Here is a 17,071-nt window from a genome sequence, read left to right on the forward strand (position 1 = left end):
GTGAGGTTCATGCAGATTGTGATGAACTATTTGAAGTTTGTTTTGTCTAAAAAACAGTTTTATAAGGTTTTGTCACAACTGACATTGCAACTCACACTCTTTAGATCTAAATACAGGATAGCGGATGAAACGTCTCCGTCCCTTGGTAGTACAGGCTGCCAATTGGGAACCACCGGTTCCCCGCAAACACTTTTACGCCATGCTGATGCTGACGGCCATGACCCTGTCAGCAGTGGCATTATTGCCAGCTCCGGGTGACATCCTCGAGCGGCCGCTGCGTCTTGAGTTGCCCATTGATACCGCAGGTACAGCAACCAACGAAAACAACACCGACTTTAACGAAATTCCCGATCACGAACTGGTTGATCAGAGTGCGCCGGATGACGATATCCCGGTCGACACCACCCCCCAGTGGCAGGATTACCGGGTCCGCAACGGCGAAAACCTGACCGCCATTTTTAACAATCTCGGTCTCTCCACTACCACCCTCTACAAGGTGCTGGACGCGGACAACAAGAACTATCTGGCGCGCCTCAAGCCGGGCCAGAATATCGAGCTGCTGATCGATCAGGACAACATCCTGCAGCAACTCAAAATCCGCCTGAACATCAAGCAGACGCTGGTGATGTCGCGTAGCGATGATGCGTATACCGCTTCCATGATCAACGAGAAGGTCGAGTGGCAGCAGCAGCGTTACAACGGGGTGGTCAATGGTAGTTTCTCTAGCAGTGCCCGCAGAGCCGGCATTTCTGCCGCCCATATCCAGAAGATAGCCAACCTGTTCCAGTGGCGGATGAACTTCGCTAAAGATCTAAAGAAGGGTGATAGCTTCAAGGTGCTGGTGCGACAGGAGACGGTGGAAGGCAAGAGCACCGGCAACAGCCAGCTGCTGGGCGTGGAGATGACCAGTCAGGGCAAGACGGTGTCGGCCTGGCTCTCCGATGATGGTAACTATTACGATGGAGAGGGCAACAGTCTGGAACGTGGCTTCCGTCGTTATCCGACCCACAGTCGCTACCGGATAAGTTCAAATTTCAACCCGGCGCGCAAGCATCCGGTGACGGGGGTTATCCGTCCTCACGAGGGTACCGATTTCGCCTTGCCGGTCGGCACCCCGGTAATGGCCACCGGTGACGGTGTGGTTCAGAAAGCGACCAGGCACCCGTTGGCAGGTACCTATATCGTCATCAAGCATGGCCGTACCCTCTCTACCCGTTATCTGCATCTGAGCAAGCTGCTGGTCAAAACCGGTCAGCGGGTGAAGATGGGCGACAAGATCGGCCTCTCCGGCAATACGGGCCGCTCGACCGGTGCTCACTTGCACTACGAGCTGCGGATCAACAACCGCCCGGTCAATGCCATGACCGCCAAGCTGCCGATGGCTGAACCGCTCAGCGGTAAGGATCGTCGTCAGTTCCTCGCCAAGGTGAAGAGCTACCGCAAGGAGCTGGCCGCGGGTTGATTCCTGTTGTCACAGCCTGATATGAAAAGGCCCCGCCAGATTGGCGGGGCCTTTTTACATACGTAGTGAGGGTCAATAACCCTTGTCGAAGTCGATCTTGCCATCCAGTGGCTGACCGTCGATAAAGCGGATGTAGTTGCGCACGAAAATCTGGGCCACATCCTCGGGAAAGCTGTAGGCGCTGTTGTGAGGTGTGACGATGAGATTGGGTTGCCCCCACAGCGGACTGTCGGCAGGCAAGGGCTCCTGCTCGAACACATCGAGCACCGCCATCGCCAGCTTGCCGGTACGCAGTGCAGTGAGCAGGTCACCCGAGTGAACGGCGCTGCCACGGCCGACGTTGAACAGGATGGCGTTCGGTTTGCAGTGTTCGAAGCGCACGGCATTGAACAGATGACGGGTATCGCGGGTGGCGGGTAGCACGCTGACAATGACATCGGCCTGCGCCAGCATCTTGTTGAGCGCAGGCAGCTGATAAACCTGGTCAAACCCGGCTCGCTCACGGCCACTGCGGCTGATGCCGAGCACCTTCATACCAAAATGTTTGCCGGTGTGGGCGATATGCTGGCCAATGCTGCCGGTACCCAGGATCAGCATGGTTGTCCCCTTGAGCCCCAGGTAAGGGTGACTCTGCCAGAGTCGTTGCCTTTGCTGTTCCCGATAGCGGGGAAGCTGGCGTGTCAGACTGAGTAAATGACCAAAGACATACTCGCTCATCAGCGGGCCGAAGATGCCACGCACGTTGGTGAGCTGGTAGTCGCGGCGACTGTCAGGGTCGAGCAGCACATCGACTCCCGCGTAGGTGGACTGGAACCAGCTCAGCTTGTTGGCTTTGGGCAGCAGCGGTTTGGCTCGGGCTGGCTCTGCCAGTATAATATGGGCCTCGCCGATCAGTTGTTCGGCATCGCTCGGGTTGTCGGCTCTCAGAATGCGCAGATGAGGGAGGTTGGCCGCTTTTAGCAGACGTTCGTAGTGAGCATTATCCTGGCTGAGCAAAAGAAGGGTACGTTGGCTCATACTCTTGTTCCTTATCAGAATTTGCGGCGCGACAAGATGCCGCTCTCGTCCCATCTTACCCGAGTTGCCCGCGCAACATAGCCGACCAGGGTGCTTTTTCGTTTTCGCCGCGCCCCTCGTGGGCTACAATCTGCCCCACATTTTGCAAAGGATCCGACTCCAGTGTTTGGTGACAAGTTTTATAAGCGACTGGCCGAGCTACAGCCTTGGCAACAGACCGTCTACACCCTGGCGCTGGCAGAGCGCATGTACCCCAACTATGCCCTGTTCTGTCAGGCCTCCGGCTTTGGCAATGCTGGTGCTTTCCGGCATGCGCTGGATCAGATGTGGGTCTACCTCACCGTCAAGGGATCCCGGGTCAATCTGGGTGCCATTCTCGAAGAGTTCGAGTCTCACATTCCGGATCCCCGCAAGTTTGAATCCTACGGTGCCTATCCCGCGCTGGATGCCTGCGTGGCGCTGGGCTGCGCCTACAACTCGGTGATCTGCCGGGTTGGTGAAGAGGCCAACGATGCCAGCCATGCCTCCGTCGGTACCGTGGCCGGTTTTATCGAACTGCTGGAGGAGCGGGATCTGACCGAAGAGGAGCTCTACGAGCACGAGTACATGGAAGCCGAGCTGGAGTTTCAGGTCGAGCTGCTCAAGCGAGTCGCCCACGAGCGCGACAGCGACCGCATCCTTGCCATCAAGGCCTTTGCCGCTCAGGATGGCGTCTCCAATATCGGGATCAGCCTGGAAGAGTAATCCTCTGCGGCCCCTGATAGACAAAAGCTCCCGTTCGGGAGCTTTTTTTATGTCTGAAATTGTTCAGCAGCTTATGCCTGCTCTTCGGTGAGCGGTCTGACGCTCAGCACCGGGGCCGCATCGATTTCGTCGGCATTCATCATGGAGGAGATGCGTTGCAGGGAGGAGAGCAGCAGGGTCTGTTCCCACGCTTCCAGCGCCTGAAAACGCTGAATGAAGCGCTCTTGCAGCGGGGTGGGGGCTTGGGCCAGCAGGGCGCGGCCTGCGTCAGTGAGTGTCGCGTGAACCTTGCGTTTGTCGGTATTGCTGCGAATGCGCTGTACCAGCTGGCGGCTCTCCAATCGGTCCATGATGGTGGTGGCGGTGGCCTGGCTCATGTTGGTGTGATCGGCCAGCTGACGCATGGAGATCTGTCCCAGTTCGTCGATCCCTTTGAGCAGCAAGAGTTGCGGGGAGGTGAGCCCGGCTTCTTTGATCAAGCGCCTGGAGTGCATGTCGATGGCACGAATAATCTGGCGCAGGGCGACCAGCACTTCATCATATGTTTCCATGGTGTGTGCGTCATTGGAGGGCAGTGGAGAGGCGCAAAATTTTCCACCTAATTCGTTACAAGGTCAATATGGTTTTTGCTGTAATTATTTCTGCTCTAATTAAATTTGTGTTAGGTTGTCGGGCATTTCACGGAATTCACCCTGACATTTGAGGAGCGAAATGATGAGCGACGAGCTGGATATCAAGTCTCTGGTGGCCGAGTTACGTGTGGTCAGAATTCGCTATGAACTGCCTGATACCTCGGCTTTTGTGCGCTATCAGCCTGCCTGCGAAGAGGACCCCAACATCCTCAAGGTACACCACTATTATGATGGTGAATCCCCCCTCTCTCGCAGTGAGACAGGTACTTTCAGCTTAAAGGAGTTGGTGAATGAATTGCGCTACGCCTATGTGCTGGTGCACCTCTTTCCTGACGAAAGTGCCATGAACTTCTATCTGACCGGCCTCGATACCGGCCTGGCCCAGCTGGAGTTCATCGGTGGCTCTTACGACTTCAACCGCCTCTGGATCACCAGCGGTGTCTCCAATCTGGGCGTCCCCATGGCGATCTTCCTTGGCAAGCGTCACGCCGTGAATGGCCAGCCCTCAGTTTCGCTGGTGGATCACCGCGAACAGGCGGCCGGCAAACTGGTCTATCGCGCCATCGGCGGTGCCGGTGATCATGTAGGCGAAGACTTTTTCAACAACGACTAAGGAGGCTGGATGCGAGCAAGCAAAGGGCTATTGAAAGGCCTCAACCCGACCATGGCCATGACGGCGTTGACCGTCATCAGCCTGTTTCTGCTGCTAGGGGTCTTTGTCCCCGAGACGGCCGCCAGCTGGTTTGTCGGGGCCAAGGATCAGATTATTGCCGGGTTCAAGTGGTACTACATTCTGGTGGTCGCCCTGTTCCTGTTCTTCGCTGTCTACCTGATGTTCAGCCGTTTTGGCACCATCCGGCTGGGTGACGACGACCAGGTACCGGAGTTCGGCTACTTCGCCTGGTTTTCCATGCTCTTTAGCGCGGGCATGGGTATCGGCCTGGTGTTCTGGAGCATCGCCGAGCCGATGAATCATCTGCAGGGCAACCCATTCATTACCGAAGGAATGACCCCGGAGGCGGCCCAGATCGCCATGCGGCTTACCTTCTTCCACTGGGGTCTGCACCCCTGGGCCATCTATGTGATCGTCGGCCTGTCGCTGGCCTTCTTCAGCTACCGGCGCAAGTTGCCGCTGGCGATCCGCTCTGTGCTTTATCCCATCCTCGGCGAGCGGATTTACGGTTTCTGGGGCCATGCGGCCGATGTGCTGGCCGTGTTTGGCACCGTGTTCGGGGTGGCGACCTCCCTTGGTCTGGGGGTCTCCCAGATGAATACCGGCCTCAACCAGATGTTTGGCATGGACGTATCGCAAGCGAACCAGCTCTGGCTGATTGGTGGCATCAGCCTGATCGCCACCCTGTCTGCAGTCTCCGGGGTCGGGCGCGGGGTGAAGATCCTCTCCGAGCTCAATATCTGGCTGAGCGTGTTCGTGCTCGCGCTCTTTCTGGTGCTTGGGCCGACTACTTACATCCTCAACGCGTATGTGCAGAATATCGGTGACTACCTGCAGAACATCATCCAGCTGAGCTTCTGGACCAACACCGAGGCCAACGGCACTTCGGCCTGGCAGTTGAGCTGGACGGCGTTTTACTGGGGCTGGTGGATAGCCTGGGCGCCGTTTGTCGGCATGTTTATCGCCCGCATCTCCAAAGGGCGCACCATTCGCGAATTTGTGCTTGGCGTGCTGCTGGTGCCTTCGCTGCTAGGCATGTTCTGGCTCACCGTGTTTGGCGGTACGGCGATGAATCTGGAGCTGTTTGGTGGCGCCGGCGTGGTGGCTGCGGTCAACCAGGATGTGACGCTGGCGCTCTACAAGACGGTCGAGCTGCTGCACTGGGATACCTTCGGCTGGATTGCCAAAGCTGTACTGACCCTGCTCATCTGCACCTACTTCATCACCTCCAGTGACTCGGGCACGCTGGTCATCACCACCCTGCTCTCCATCGGGGATCAGGAGCCACCGGTGCTGCACCGCGCCATCTGGGGGTTGGGGCAGGGGCTGGTTGCCGCTATCCTGCTGGTCTCCGGCGGCCTGGCCGCCTTGCAGGCAGCCAGCATCATAGCGGCGCTGCCGTTCTCAGTGATCATGCTGGCGATGTGTTATTCACTGATGCTGGGGCTCAAGCAGGAGAGTCAGCGCCAGTTCGAGTATCGCCAGAACCTCAAGCGTCACGATGGCTCATCCCATATGAGCCTGATGGAGCGCATTGGTCCCGCATAACAGCACCAGCAGGGGTTAGCGCCCCTCACATATAAATCTGGATGCAAAACGGCCGCCCTGGCGATGCACTCCTTGCGGAGCTCATCATCAGGGCGGCCGTCTGATATGGGGCCTGATTTACTCCTCGATAAAGGTCCACTCATCCTTGATGCGGCTGATGGCATCGGTCCGCTTTTTGGCTAACAGCTCCTTGATCTCTTCCCCTTTGAAACCGGCGGCCACGATCTCTTTGACCGGCACCGCCTGGGCGGCAGCCAGCGCCTCGGCCACGTAGTCCGGCTCGGCGTAGACCCGCTCCTCGAAACCGGTACGGCCGTGGAAGTCAGCGCGGCAGGCATCCAGCAGCTGGGCAAAGCGCTCTGGGCGACGCCAGGCATCTGCTTTATCGAACACCTTGAGCAGGGTAGCGGGCTTGAGCTCAAAAGCGATGTGGATGTGGGTGTGCAGATCGCTCACCAGCAGCGCCAGATCCCGGCACTCGTTGGGAACCCGGAACCGCTCGCACAGAGCGCGAATAAGCGGCAACCCCTTCTGGCCGTGACCATGATGGCTTGGCCAGAACTCTTTGGGGGTGATCCCCTTGCCAAGATCGTGGCAGAGGGCGGCAAAGCGGACGGTCAATTCCGGGGAGATCCGGCACGCCTGTTCCAGCACCATAAGGGTGTGGATGCCGGTGTCGATCTCCGGGTGCCACTTGGCGGGGGCGGGGACGCCAAACAGGGCATCAATCTCGGGGAAGAGCGCTTTGAGGGCGCCACACTGGCGCAGCACCTCGATAAAGATCTGCGGGGTCGGCCCCAGCAGCACTTTTTCCAGCTCCTTCCAAACCCGCTCCGGGGTGAGGTGGGCCAGCTCGTCGGCTGCCGTCATCTCGCTCATCAGGGCGAGGGTTTGTGGCGCGATGGTAAAGCCCTGAGCGTGGAAGCGGGCGGCGAAGCGGGCGACCCGCAGGATGCGCAGCGGATCTTCGGCAAAGGCAGGGGAGACGTGGCGCAGCAGCCGTTCTTCCAAATCCTTGATGCCACCGTAGGGATCATGGAGCTGACCCTGATCGTCCTCGGCGATGGCGTTGATGGTGAGGTCCCGGCGCAGCAGATCTTGCTCCAGCGTCACATCGGGTGCGGCGTGGCAGACAAAGCCGGTGTAGCCCTGACCCTGTTTGCGTTCGGTACGGGCGAGGGCATACTCCTGCTGGGTTTTGGGGTGAAGAAACACGGGAAAGTCGCGGCCGACCTGGGTAAAGCCCAGCGCCAGCATCTGCTCCACGGTGGCACCGACCACCAGATGATCCCTGTCGCCCTGCGGCAATCCCAGCAGGCGATCCCGCACTGCGCCCCCAACCAGATAAGTCTGCAAACCGTCTCTCCCGTCATCAATCGTGGGGCCGAGTATATCGTCTTTGTTACCGCTTTGCTGCCTGACCACCACCAGCCCGCAGCGCCAGTCAGCGCGGCTTTGACTTGGGCGTGGCGAGGCTTTACGCTGCCGCACCAGACAGCTGGCGCAGTGCTGCGGGATGGCGTCATGCCCGAGCAGGCAAGATGAGCCGAAGGAACCGCAGAGTTCCAATTATATCAACGACATGAGAACAACGTGAATCAATCAACCTTCGCCAGCCGGGTGCTGGAGTGGTACCAGCTTCATGGCCGCAAAACCCTTCCCTGGCAGCAGGAGAAGACCCCTTACCGGGTCTGGGTCTCGGAGATCATGCTGCAGCAGACCCAGGTCGCCACCGTGATCCCCTATTACCAGCGCTTTATGGCGCGTTTCCCCGATGTGGTTGCGCTGGCCGATGCGCCCGTCGACGAGGTGCTGCACCACTGGACCGGACTTGGCTATTACGCCCGGGCCCGCAATCTGCACAAGGCGGCCCAGCAGATCCGCGATCACCACCACGGCCTCTTTCCCGAGCATTTTGACGAGGTGATGGCGCTGCCGGGGATTGGTCGTTCTACCGCCGGGGCCGTGTTGTCGCTCTCTCTGGGTCAGCCCCACGCCATCCTTGATGGCAATGTGAAGCGGGTACTCACCCGCTGGCTGGCGCTGCCGGGTTGGCCCGGCCAAAAACAGGTGGAGAACGCGCTGTGGGAGATCGCCATCCGGCTCACTCCCAAGCTGGGCGTGGCGCAATACAATCAGGCGATGATGGATATCGGAGCGACGATCTGCACCCGCAGCAAGCCTGCCTGTGATCGCTGTCCGGTGCGGGCCGATTGCCAGGGGCTGTCGCAAGGCAAGCCCACCGCCTATCCCAACAGCAAGCCCAAGAAGAGCATTCCGGCCCGTGACGGCATCATGCTGCTGATCCGCCACGGCGATGAGTTGCTGTTGGAGAAGCGGCCGCCGCAAGGGATCTGGGGCGGGCTCTACTGCTTCCCGCAGGTGGCCTCACTGGCGGAGGTGGATGGTCTGTTGGCTTCCTTTGGCCTGAGCCATCACGGTTATCGGGTACTGGCCGGTTTTCGCCATACCTTCAGCCACTTCCATCTCGATATTCAGCCGTTGCTGATTGACATTGATGAGGCGCAGCCGCTGCGGCTCATGGAAGCAGATAACCGACTCTGGTATAACTTACGCCATCCTGCCGAGGTGGGACTGGCGGCCGCCACGGCCCGTCTGCTCGCCTATCCAGAGTTACAACCATAGAGGTCAACATGAGCCGTACTGTATTTTGCCAACGCCTGAACAAAGAGGGCCCGGGTCTGGATTTTCAACTCTATCCCGGTGAGCTCGGCAAGCGGATTTTTGACAACATCAGCAAGGAGGCCTGGGCCGAGTGGCAGAAGAAGCAGGTGATGCTGATCAACGAGAAAAAGCTCAACATGATGAATCTTGAGCATCGCCAACTGCTGGAAAAAGAGATGGTCAACTACCTGTTTGATGCAGGTGAAGTGCAGATCGAAGGTTACACCCCGCCTGCCCAGTAAGCTCTCCGGCTGTTGTACGTGTGAACAGGTGCGGGAATGGCGCCACACTGGCGTGACCGCTCCTGAAGTCGCAGCAAATGAATGATGGGCAGCCCGGCTGCCCGGTTTGAGGATCCTATGGGCCGAATTTTTTGGCTGCTGTGCACCCTGCTGCTTCTCTCTGCCTGCTCATCCTCCCCCAAGCCCAGCGGGAGTGAGGATGACGATCTGGTCAACGGCAAGGACATCCGCGGTTTTGAACACATGATCAGCGCGCTTTCCCATAACGTGAACGAGATATGGGGGCGGGAGGCGCTGTTTGCGGGCAAGTTTGACTATGTCAAATACACTGATCAGTACAAGAGCCGGGCTCACATCGATTTCTCCAGCGGCCACATCATGGTGGAGACCGTCTCGGGCATCGACCCGCGTGCGCACCTGCGCCGCGCTATTATCGAGACCCTGCTCACCCCGGATGACCCTGCCGAAGTGGATCTTTACTCCGACCGTGAAATTCTGACCGGCGGCGAGCCCTTCCTCTATGGTCAGGTGCTGGACAATCAACGCCAGCCAATTCGCGCCTCCTGGCGCGCCGAGCGTTATGCCGATTACCTGCTCAACACGGCGATGAAGAAGCGTACCCTTGGTATTCGTACCATCTTCTTTGTCGATATTCCCATGGTGGCCAACCATGAAGATCAACGGGGCTACAAGTATGCGGGGATCATCCGGGAAGCGTCGCGCAAATATGGCGTGCCGGAGAGCCTGATCTATGCGGTGATCAAGACCGAGAGCAGCTTCAACCCCTATGCGGTGAGCCATGCCAACGCCTATGGCCTGATGCAGGTGATCCCGGCTACCGCCGGTCGTGATGTCTATGTGCGGGTCAAGGGCAAGAGCGGCCAGCCGACCCGGGAGGAGCTGTTCAATCCGGCCTACAACATCGATGTCGGTACCGCCTATCTGCACCTGTTGCAGACCGTCTATCTGGCGGATATCGAGGACCCTCGCTCCCGTCGCTATGCGGTGATCTCCGCCTATAACGGTGGCGCAGGCGGGGTGCTCAACACCTTCTCCAGCGATCGCAAGGCGGCGCCGGGCCGGATCAACCGGCTCTCCCCCGAGGCGGTTTATCAGGTGTTGACCGAGCAACATCCGAAGGCAGAGGCGCGCCGTTACCTCTACAAGGTCAATCAGGCCGAAAAGGGGTTCAAAAGAACCTTTTCTGGCCGGGCCGGTTAAGCGATGACGCTGCGTTAACCATGCAAAAGGGCGCTTGATAGCAAGCGCCATTTTTACGTCTGGCCAATTCGTCGGTGAAGTGGCCTTATTTGGCGATAAAGCCACCCTTGCTCTGCGGGGCTGCGCCCACTTTCTCCAGGGTTTCCACTTCCACCTCGGTCTTGTTCCAGCTGTGGTCCACTTCACCACGGATGCGGATCAGGTCGTCCGGGCCCACCTCGGTGCCACCCCACACCTTCTCGTCCACCTCTACCTCTACTTCGCCACTGGCGTCGCGGAACAGATAGTTCTCGCCGCCCAAGTGTTTGACCAGTTTACCTTCCAGGGTAGCCCAGCTGTCATCGGCCAGATCTTTCAGTTGAGCAACGGAGACCTTGTTCTGCTCCTGTGGGCCGGTATAGGCCGCCATGGCAAAAGAGGAGACAGACATCAGGGTCAACAGTCCGATTACGCTTGCGCTTGCCTTGTTCATTTCATGCTCCTGTCGTTGGTATGAGGGCATTGTGCTGCGCAGGGCGTGAAACAAGTGTGAAAGAGAGGCTCACTGTGGTTGGCTGTTTTGTGAGCGCAAGCGATTTCATCGATGGTGAGACAAGTTTGGTTTCATACGGAGCTGTAATCTGTCGCCTTCATCAGAAGTCAGTGGCCGCAGACTCTTCCCATGCCTGTCGCCACTCGAGGCGAAGTCAGCAGGTCTCAGCTGCTTAATCGAAGAGCATAACAATATGAAAAAATGGCTTGTTTGTTTATTGGGGTTGATGGCATTGACCGCTCAGGCGGCAGAGAGACGCCAGCCTTTTTCCCGAGTCGTGATGTTTGGTGACAGCCTCTCCGGCACCGGCAAGATGTACAAGAAGATGCGGGGACATCTCCCCTCCAGTCCACCCTATTTCAACGGGCGCTTCAGCAACGGCCGGAGCCATTGCGTGACGAGCGTTTCCCCGGTCTGGTCGTGGCCAATGAGGCGGAAGGTGGTGCAACGGCGGTGGCCTATAACCATCTGGTGGCCCTGAACGGCTGGCTCGGTTTCTGGTCCTGGGATCGCAAATATCAGGTGATCAACAACCTCGATTACGAGATCGATCAGTTCCTGAAAAAGGACAAGTTCCGCCCAGATGATCTGGTGGTGATCTGGGTCGGTGCCAACGACTATCTGGCTTATGGCTGGAACACCGAGCGGGATGCGGATCGGGTGATCGAGACCATCCGGCTGGCATCCAACCGGTTGGTGCTCAACGGTGCGCAGCAGATCCTGCTGTTCAACATCCCGGATCTGGGGCAGACCCCGTCACCCGCAGCATGAAGGTGGTGGGGAAGGTGCGCCACGTCGCCAGCTACCACAACCAGCGGCGGCAAAACCTCACCCGCGAGCTGGCTCCCCTCGGCATCGTGAAGCTGTTCGAAGTGGACAAGCAGTTTGACGAGATGATGCGCGATCCCCAGCTGTTCGGGCTGAGTGACACAGAGCACGCCTGCTACGGTGGCGGCTATACGTGGAAGCCGTTCACAGGCCGCGCCACAGAGGTGGTGGCTCCCGCTTTGAGTTTCTCCGAGAGCGTAGCCATCGCCGGTAACCCGATCCTGGCGCAGGCGGTGGTGAGTGGGCAGGCAAAAGGGTGTGCGGCGCGCCTCAATTGCGATGAGCACATGTTCTGGGATCAGGTTCATCCGACCAAGACGGTACACAAGGTATTGAGCCAGCGTGTCGCTGATTTTATCGAGCAGCACTACGAGTTTGTCCGTCACTGATACTTGCCAGGGCTGGCGGAAGCTGGCCCTTTTCTCCCCCGCCAGTCTGGGCCGAACGCTCGCTTTGCAACATTGTCAGCTCAAATAACGGGCGTTTGTTGCTGTTTTTGTGAAATGTTTGCGTTACAGTGTTTTTTGTTAATTGATATCAGGGACTTGAAAATAGGCTAACTTTTATCTGCAGTGATCGCTTTTGGGTGATTGCGCCCAGAAGACGAGTTGATATCAATCAACCTACACCAACATAAAATTGCAGAGGTTCAGATATGAAAAAATCATTGATTACCTTGCTGGTTACCGGCTTGCTGGCGGCCAATGCTCAGGCTGCCGGTCAGGACAACACCTGGTATGGTGGTGCCAAACTGGGTTGGTCCAACTTCTATGGCATTGATGAAAGTAACGATTTTGACCTGAGTAATGAAACCAAGGATGCACTGGGAGCGGGTGCCTTTGCCGGTTATCAGGTTAACCAGAATCTGGGTATCGAGCTCGGTTATGACTATCTGGGCAAATATAAATATGATGGTACGACGGTTACTGGCGCCACTTTTAATGATGAGGTTGAGGCTCAGTTGGCTCAGCTTACCTTGAAGCTGGGGTTCCCTGTGATGGAGAGCCTGGATTTATACGGTCGTATTGGCGGGGGTTATGGTTGGAGTGATAGCAACCAATTTGACAAAGATAGCCGCTTCGTTGTGGTCGGTGCTTTGGGCGCGGAATATGCGTTCAATCGTGACTGGGCCGCCCGTCTTGAGTATCAATACACCACCCCTTATGGCGACCGTGATGACACCGGCGTGAGAATGGATAACGGCCTGCTCTCACTGGCTGCGGTTTATCGTTTTGGCCAAGTCGCCCCTGTCGCGCCTGCCCCGGCTCCTGAACCGGCTCCCGCGCCTGTGATGGTTGAAAAGCAGTTCACCCTGAGCTCCGATGTGCTGTTTGACTTCAACAAGGCGACCCTCAAGCCAGAGGCCAGTCAGGCGCTGGATAGCCTCTATGCCCAGATTGAAGAGGCTCGACCCAAGGATGGCGTCGCCACCGTGATCGGTCATACCGACCGTATCGGTTCTGATGCCTACAACCAGAAACTCTCCGAGCAGCGCGCCCAGAGCGTGGCCGATTATCTGGTAGGCAAGGGGATCCCGGCCGCCAAGATCAATGTGGAAGGGCGTGGTAAAGCTTCACCGGTTACCGGCGACAGCTGTGTCAGCAAGTCCAAGCGTGAGCTGATCGTCTGCCTGGCACCGGATCGTCGTGTTGATGTAAAAGTTGAAGGTGTCAGCGAGGTGCAGGAGTAATCCTTCGCACTGATCTGATCGCCACAGGGGTTGGAATAAACAGCCCCTGTTGGTGCAAGCAATAGTAAAAAGCCAGTCAGTTGATCTGACTGGCTTTTTACGTTGGCATGTACTATTTGATAGCCGAGTGGAGCTGCTTGTTAACTCAGGAAGGGAGCGGCATCACCCGGTTGCGACCCAGCTCCTTGGCCTTGTAGAGCAGCTTGTCGACACGCTCGACCAAGCCGTCGGCATTCTCCTGACCGTTGTACTCACCGACACCAAACGAGGCGGTGATGTGGTCGATGCGACGTCCTGATTTGCGATCGAGGATCGACATCCGCTCGATGGCCCGGCGCATGCTCTCCGCCAACTGTCTGGCCAGTGGCAGGGAGCGATGGGGGAGCAACAGGGCGAACTCTTCTCCGCCAATCCGGTAGGCGGTGACGGCATCCTTGCAGGCATCGCGCAGCCGTTTGCTAAAGGCGCGCAGCACCTGATCACCGAGCAGGTGGCCATACTCGTCGTTGAAGTTCTTGAATCGGTCTATGTCAGCGAGGATCAGCGAGAAGGGTTGCTGGCTGCGGATCAACCCTTCCAGCTCCAGATCGAAGGCGCGCCGATTGAGCAGGCTGGTGAGAGCATCCTCGTTGGCCAGCTTGCGGGTCTCGTTGAGTGCCTCACGCAGCACCTGGATCTCTTTCTCGGCATTGCTGAGCTGATTGCGAAAGTGCATGGTGGACATGCGCACATTCCGCGACTCGCGTACCAGCTCCCGCAGGATCCCCATGGTGTCTTCCAGGCTTAAACCCTTGTCGTCGATCTTGCTCAGCTTGTCGAAGTTCTTGTCGAGCATATTCTGAAACATGCCGGTATCGGAGATGGCATCCTGCATCGAGTGACTCAGTTCACTGGCCATGGCGGCAAGATTGAGCTTCATGGCCTCCATCTGCTGTTCACCCTGCGCAGCCAGATATTGGTGATAGAGCCGCTCGCAGGTAGTGAGCGAGCAGGTTCCCTGTTGTTTGATGGCTTGCTCGATCGCCTGGTTGAGTTCGGGCATGCTGGCCGAGACATAGTTGTACCAGAGGTGATAATTGTCCGGCGTAGTGGGGATTTGGTACTTGATCATCAGGGGAACCGCCTGCTTGAGATAGGCAGCAGATTGGGCAAATGTATCCTTACTCATGAGCGCTATGCCTCACACTTTTAGCGAACTGCACATAGTATGACAGAGAGAGTGGCCAAAAGGCAGCCGATGGATGCCATTCGCCCCCCCCTCCGATATAATGGCAGCGTTACCACCTACCCTAAGGCCTGCTTATGTCTCAAAAAGATCCTTTCCTCGAACGCGAGGCCGAAAAATACGATAACCCCATCGCCAGTCGCGAGTTGATCCTGGAACTCATCAAGGGCCATGAAAAGCCCATGTCCCGTGAAGAGTTGGCCAAGGTCCTCAAGCTGAAAGATGAAGAGCCGTTGGAAGCCTTGCGTCGTCGTCTGCGCGCCATGGAGCGTGATGGGCAACTGGTATTCACTCGCAACCAATGTTACGCCCTGCCGGATCGTCTGAATCTGGTCAAAGGTTATGTAATTGGCCACAAGGATGGCTTCGGTTTTCTGCGTCCGGAAGGTGGTGGTCCGGATCTGTATCTGAACAACCGAGAGATGCAGCGCCTGATGCATGGCGACTACGTGCTGGTGCAGCCGACCGAGATCGACCGCAAGGGGCGACAGGAAGCGCGCCTGGTGCGCCTGCTCAAGTCCCGTGAGGCAGACATTGTCGGCCGTTACTTTGTCGAGAATGGCGTTGGTTTCGTGGTGCCGGATGACAGCCGTATCGGCCAGGACATCATCATCCCGGAAGGGGAGAACAAGGGCGCTCGCCAGAGCCAGGTTGTCGTGGTGCGCATCAATCAGCGCGCCACCTCCCGCATCAATGCGGTAGGGACCGTTCTGGACGTGCTGGGCGAGAACATGGCGCCGGGCATGGAGATCGAAATTGCCCTGCGTACCCACGGTATCCCGCACACCTGGCCGGAAGAGGTGACCAAAGAGGTTGCCGGTCTCGGTGAGCAGGTGCCTGAGAAGGCCAAAGAGGGTCGTATCGACCTGCGCGCCCTGCCGCTGGTGACCATCGACGGGGAAGACGCCCGCGACTTCGATGACGCCGTCTTCTGTGAAGCCAAGCGCGGTGGCGGCTGGCGCCTGTGGGTTGCCATTGCCGACGTCTCCGCTTACGTGAAGCCCGGTACGGCGCTCGATGCTGAAGCGTACCAGCGCGGCAACTCCGTTTACTTCCCCGAGTTTGTGGTGCCCATGCTGCCGGAGGTGCTCTCCAACGGCCTCTGTTCCCTGAACCCGCAGGTTGACCGTCTCTGCATGGTGTGTGAGATGACCATCTCCGCCGCTGGCCGCATGTCTGGCTACAAGTTCTACGAAGCCGTGATGAACTCCCACGCGCGGATGACCTACAGCAAGGTCGCGGCGATCCTCGATGGTGAACCCAAGCTGCGTCAGCAATATGATCCGCTGGTCGGCCATATCGAAGAGCTGAACAACCTCTACAAGGCACTCAAGCATGCCCGTCACCAGCGCGGTGCGGTGGAGTTCGAGAGCGAAGAGACCCGCTTCATCTTCAACGCCCAGCGCAAGATCGACCAGATAGTGCCATTGGTGCGCAACGATGCCCACAAGATCATCGAAGAGTGCATGATCCAGGCGAACGTGGCGGCTGCCCGCTACATCGAGAAGAACGAAGCGTCCGCCCTGTTCCGGGTGCACGACCGTCCGGGCGAAGAGCGCCTGACCGGTTTCCGTGACTTCCTGGCCGAACTGGGTCTGGAGCTCAAGGGGGGCCTCGAGCCCGAGCCGAAGGACTTTGCCGAGCTGGCCGCCAAGTTTGAAGGGCGCCCGGATGCGGAGCTGCTCTCCACCATGCTGCTGCGCTCCATGCGTCAGGCCATCTATCAGGCTGACAACATAGGTCACTTTGGTCTGGCGTTGAAGTCCTACGCCCACTTCACCTCGCCAATCCGTCGCTACCCTGACCTCATCCTGCACCGCGCCATCAAATATCAGACGGCCAAGGAGCAGCAGAGCAACCTGCGCCACAAGTGGACTCCGAGCGGTGGGTATCACTACCAGATGGAAGAAGTGGACCCCATGGGCGAGCACTGCTCCATGACCGAGCGCCGTGCCGACGATGCAACCCGCGACGTGGCCGACTGGCTCAAGTGCGAGTACATGCTGGACCACGTGGGTGACGAGTTCGATGGCGTCATCGCCAGCGTCACCGGTTTTGGTTTCTTTGTCCGTCTGGCCGAGATCCACATCGACGGTCTGGTCCACGTCAGCACCCTCACCAACGACTACTACCAGTTTGATCCCCTGCACATGCAGCTGATCGGCGAGAACTTCCGCCGTCGCTACCGTCTGGGCGACAAGGTGCGGGTCAAGGTGATGGGCGTGAACCTGGACGATCGCAAGATCGACTTCGTGATGGTGGAAGAGCCGCTCAAGGCCACCGGCAAGAACGCCAAAGAGATGGCGCGCAAGCAGGCCGAGATCAAGAAAGAGAAGGCCAAGAGCGCCCAGCGCCACGAGAAACGTAAAACAGAGGGCAAGGATCACGGCAAATCCGACAAGGGTGGCCGCGCCAAACCGAGCAACAGACGACCGAGCAAAAAGGCTCGCGATAAGGCCAAGGGATAAGCCCTTCGGCCATGGCCTGGGTCCGGTGACCCGGGCTGAGGCCGTAAGGGGCTGATGGCCCCGGGTTATCTCCGCCAGCGCCTGATAGTCCTGGCGACGAAAAA

General features: G+C 58.1%; 14 protein-coding genes and 1 pseudogene. 10 read left to right on the top strand and 5 right to left on the bottom strand.

Annotated elements, in window-relative coordinates; all coding sequences use genetic code 11:
• The first annotated feature begins 124 nt into the window (after window positions 1-124).
• Entirely contained in the window at window positions 125-1,462 is a 1,338-nt protein-coding gene (gene mepM / locus BN1125_RS16395) for a murein DD-endopeptidase MepM (RefSeq protein WP_042013563.1), read from the top strand.
• Between the two features lie 72 nt (window positions 1,463-1,534).
• Here the strand turns inward: mepM and BN1125_RS16400 are convergent, their stop codons facing one another.
• On the bottom strand, window positions 1,535-2,479 hold the full coding sequence (locus tag BN1125_RS16400) for a D-2-hydroxyacid dehydrogenase (RefSeq protein WP_042013564.1): 945 nt from the start codon (window positions 2,477-2,479) through the stop codon (window positions 1,535-1,537).
• A gap of 162 nt (window positions 2,480-2,641) precedes the next feature.
• Between BN1125_RS16400 and BN1125_RS16405 the strand changes: the two genes are divergently transcribed.
• Window positions 2,642-3,223 (top strand): YjaG family protein, encoded by a 582-nt coding sequence (locus BN1125_RS16405; RefSeq protein WP_042013566.1) that lies wholly within the window; start codon window positions 2,642-2,644, stop codon window positions 3,221-3,223.
• A gap of 71 nt (window positions 3,224-3,294) precedes the next feature.
• Here BN1125_RS16405 and BN1125_RS16410 read toward each other — a convergent pair whose 3' ends face one another.
• On the bottom strand, window positions 3,295-3,774 hold the full coding sequence (locus tag BN1125_RS16410) for a MarR family winged helix-turn-helix transcriptional regulator (RefSeq protein ID WP_042013568.1): 480 nt from the start codon (window positions 3,772-3,774) through the stop codon (window positions 3,295-3,297).
• 163 nt (window positions 3,775-3,937) lie between these two features.
• Here BN1125_RS16410 and BN1125_RS16415 point away from each other — a divergent pair, with 163 nt between their 5' ends.
• Window positions 3,938-4,468: a hypothetical protein gene (locus BN1125_RS16415; protein WP_042013570.1), complete on the top strand. Its 531-nt coding sequence runs from the start codon at window positions 3,938-3,940 to the stop codon at window positions 4,466-4,468.
• A 9-nt stretch (window positions 4,469-4,477) separates the two neighbouring features.
• Complete coding sequence (locus BN1125_RS16420; RefSeq protein WP_042013571.1) at window positions 4,478-6,076, top strand: BCCT family transporter; 1,599 nt, start codon at window positions 4,478-4,480, stop codon at window positions 6,074-6,076.
• A 117-nt stretch (window positions 6,077-6,193) separates the two neighbouring features.
• Here the strand turns inward: BN1125_RS16420 and BN1125_RS16425 are convergent, their stop codons facing one another.
• Window positions 6,194-7,432, bottom strand: coding sequence for a multifunctional CCA addition/repair protein (locus BN1125_RS16425; RefSeq protein ID WP_042013574.1), 1,239 nt, complete (start codon window positions 7,430-7,432; stop codon window positions 6,194-6,196).
• A gap of 237 nt (window positions 7,433-7,669) precedes the next feature.
• On the opposite strand from BN1125_RS16425, the gene mutY reads away from it, so the two are divergent.
• The 3 genes from mutY to mltC all read left to right on the top strand — a co-directional run bounded on the left by mutY (window position 7,670) and on the right by mltC (window position 10,224).
• Window positions 7,670-8,722, top strand: coding sequence for an A/G-specific adenine glycosylase (mutY, locus tag BN1125_RS16430; protein ID WP_042013575.1), 1,053 nt, complete (start codon window positions 7,670-7,672; stop codon window positions 8,720-8,722).
• 8 nt (window positions 8,723-8,730) lie between these two features.
• Window positions 8,731-9,003, top strand: coding sequence for an oxidative damage protection protein (locus tag BN1125_RS16435; protein ID WP_042013576.1), 273 nt, complete (start codon window positions 8,731-8,733; stop codon window positions 9,001-9,003).
• 117 nt (window positions 9,004-9,120) lie between these two features.
• The gene (mltC, locus tag BN1125_RS16440) at window positions 9,121-10,224 is read left to right on the top strand and encodes a membrane-bound lytic murein transglycosylase MltC (protein ID WP_042013651.1); all 1,104 of its coding nucleotides are present in this window, start codon (window positions 9,121-9,123) and stop codon (window positions 10,222-10,224) included.
• Window positions 10,225-10,309: 85 nt separating this feature from the next.
• Here mltC and BN1125_RS16445 read toward each other — a convergent pair whose 3' ends face one another.
• Window positions 10,310-10,696, bottom strand: coding sequence for a YgiW/YdeI family stress tolerance OB fold protein (locus BN1125_RS16445; protein ID WP_042013578.1), 387 nt, complete (start codon window positions 10,694-10,696; stop codon window positions 10,310-10,312).
• 253 nt (window positions 10,697-10,949) lie between these two features.
• On the opposite strand from BN1125_RS16445, the pseudogene BN1125_RS19790 reads away from it, so the two are divergent.
• Both BN1125_RS19790 and ompA read left to right on the top strand, forming a co-directional pair.
• Window positions 10,950-11,973, top strand: a pseudogene (locus BN1125_RS19790) (SGNH/GDSL hydrolase family protein).
• 266 nt (window positions 11,974-12,239) lie between these two features.
• The gene (gene ompA, locus BN1125_RS16455) at window positions 12,240-13,274 is read left to right on the top strand and encodes a porin OmpA (protein WP_042013579.1); all 1,035 of its coding nucleotides are present in this window, start codon (window positions 12,240-12,242) and stop codon (window positions 13,272-13,274) included.
• Window positions 13,275-13,419: 145 nt separating this feature from the next.
• Here the strand turns inward: ompA and BN1125_RS16460 are convergent, their stop codons facing one another.
• Entirely contained in the window at window positions 13,420-14,442 is a 1,023-nt protein-coding gene (locus tag BN1125_RS16460) for a GGDEF domain-containing protein (protein ID WP_042013582.1), read from the bottom strand.
• Between the two features lie 134 nt (window positions 14,443-14,576).
• Here BN1125_RS16460 and rnr point away from each other — a divergent pair, with 134 nt between their 5' ends.
• On the top strand, window positions 14,577-16,967 hold the full coding sequence (gene rnr, locus BN1125_RS16465; RefSeq protein ID WP_042013583.1) for a ribonuclease R: 2,391 nt from the start codon (window positions 14,577-14,579) through the stop codon (window positions 16,965-16,967).
• Window positions 16,968-17,071: the final 104 nt, after the last annotated feature.

Source organism: Aeromonas fluvialis (assembly GCF_000819885.1).
Lineage (GTDB): Bacteria > Pseudomonadota > Gammaproteobacteria > Enterobacterales > Aeromonadaceae > Aeromonas > Aeromonas fluvialis.

What these genes read in the sequence shown, in the direction of transcription:
- mepM (WP_042013563.1), top strand. Translation starts at nt 125, where the DNA reads ATGAAACGTCTCCGTCCCTTGGTAGTACAGGCTGCCAATTGGGAACCA.
- BN1125_RS16400 (WP_042013564.1), bottom strand. Translation starts at nt 2,479, where the DNA reads ATGAGCCAACGTACCCTTCTTTTGCTCAGCCAGGATAATGCTCACTAC.
- BN1125_RS16410 (WP_042013568.1), bottom strand. Translation starts at nt 3,774, where the DNA reads ATGGAAACATATGATGAAGTGCTGGTCGCCCTGCGCCAGATTATTCGT.
- BN1125_RS16415 (WP_042013570.1), top strand. Translation starts at nt 3,938, where the DNA reads ATGAGCGACGAGCTGGATATCAAGTCTCTGGTGGCCGAGTTACGTGTG.
- BN1125_RS16420 (WP_042013571.1), top strand. Translation starts at nt 4,478, where the DNA reads ATGCGAGCAAGCAAAGGGCTATTGAAAGGCCTCAACCCGACCATGGCC.
- BN1125_RS16435 (WP_042013576.1), top strand. Translation starts at nt 8,731, where the DNA reads ATGAGCCGTACTGTATTTTGCCAACGCCTGAACAAAGAGGGCCCGGGT.
- mltC (WP_042013651.1), top strand. Translation starts at nt 9,121, where the DNA reads ATGGGCCGAATTTTTTGGCTGCTGTGCACCCTGCTGCTTCTCTCTGCC.
- BN1125_RS16445 (WP_042013578.1), bottom strand. Translation starts at nt 10,696, where the DNA reads ATGAACAAGGCAAGCGCAAGCGTAATCGGACTGTTGACCCTGATGTCT.
- ompA (WP_042013579.1), top strand. Translation starts at nt 12,240, where the DNA reads ATGAAAAAATCATTGATTACCTTGCTGGTTACCGGCTTGCTGGCGGCC.
- BN1125_RS16460 (WP_042013582.1), bottom strand. Translation starts at nt 14,442, where the DNA reads ATGAGTAAGGATACATTTGCCCAATCTGCTGCCTATCTCAAGCAGGCG.
- rnr (WP_042013583.1), top strand. Translation starts at nt 14,577, where the DNA reads ATGTCTCAAAAAGATCCTTTCCTCGAACGCGAGGCCGAAAAATACGAT.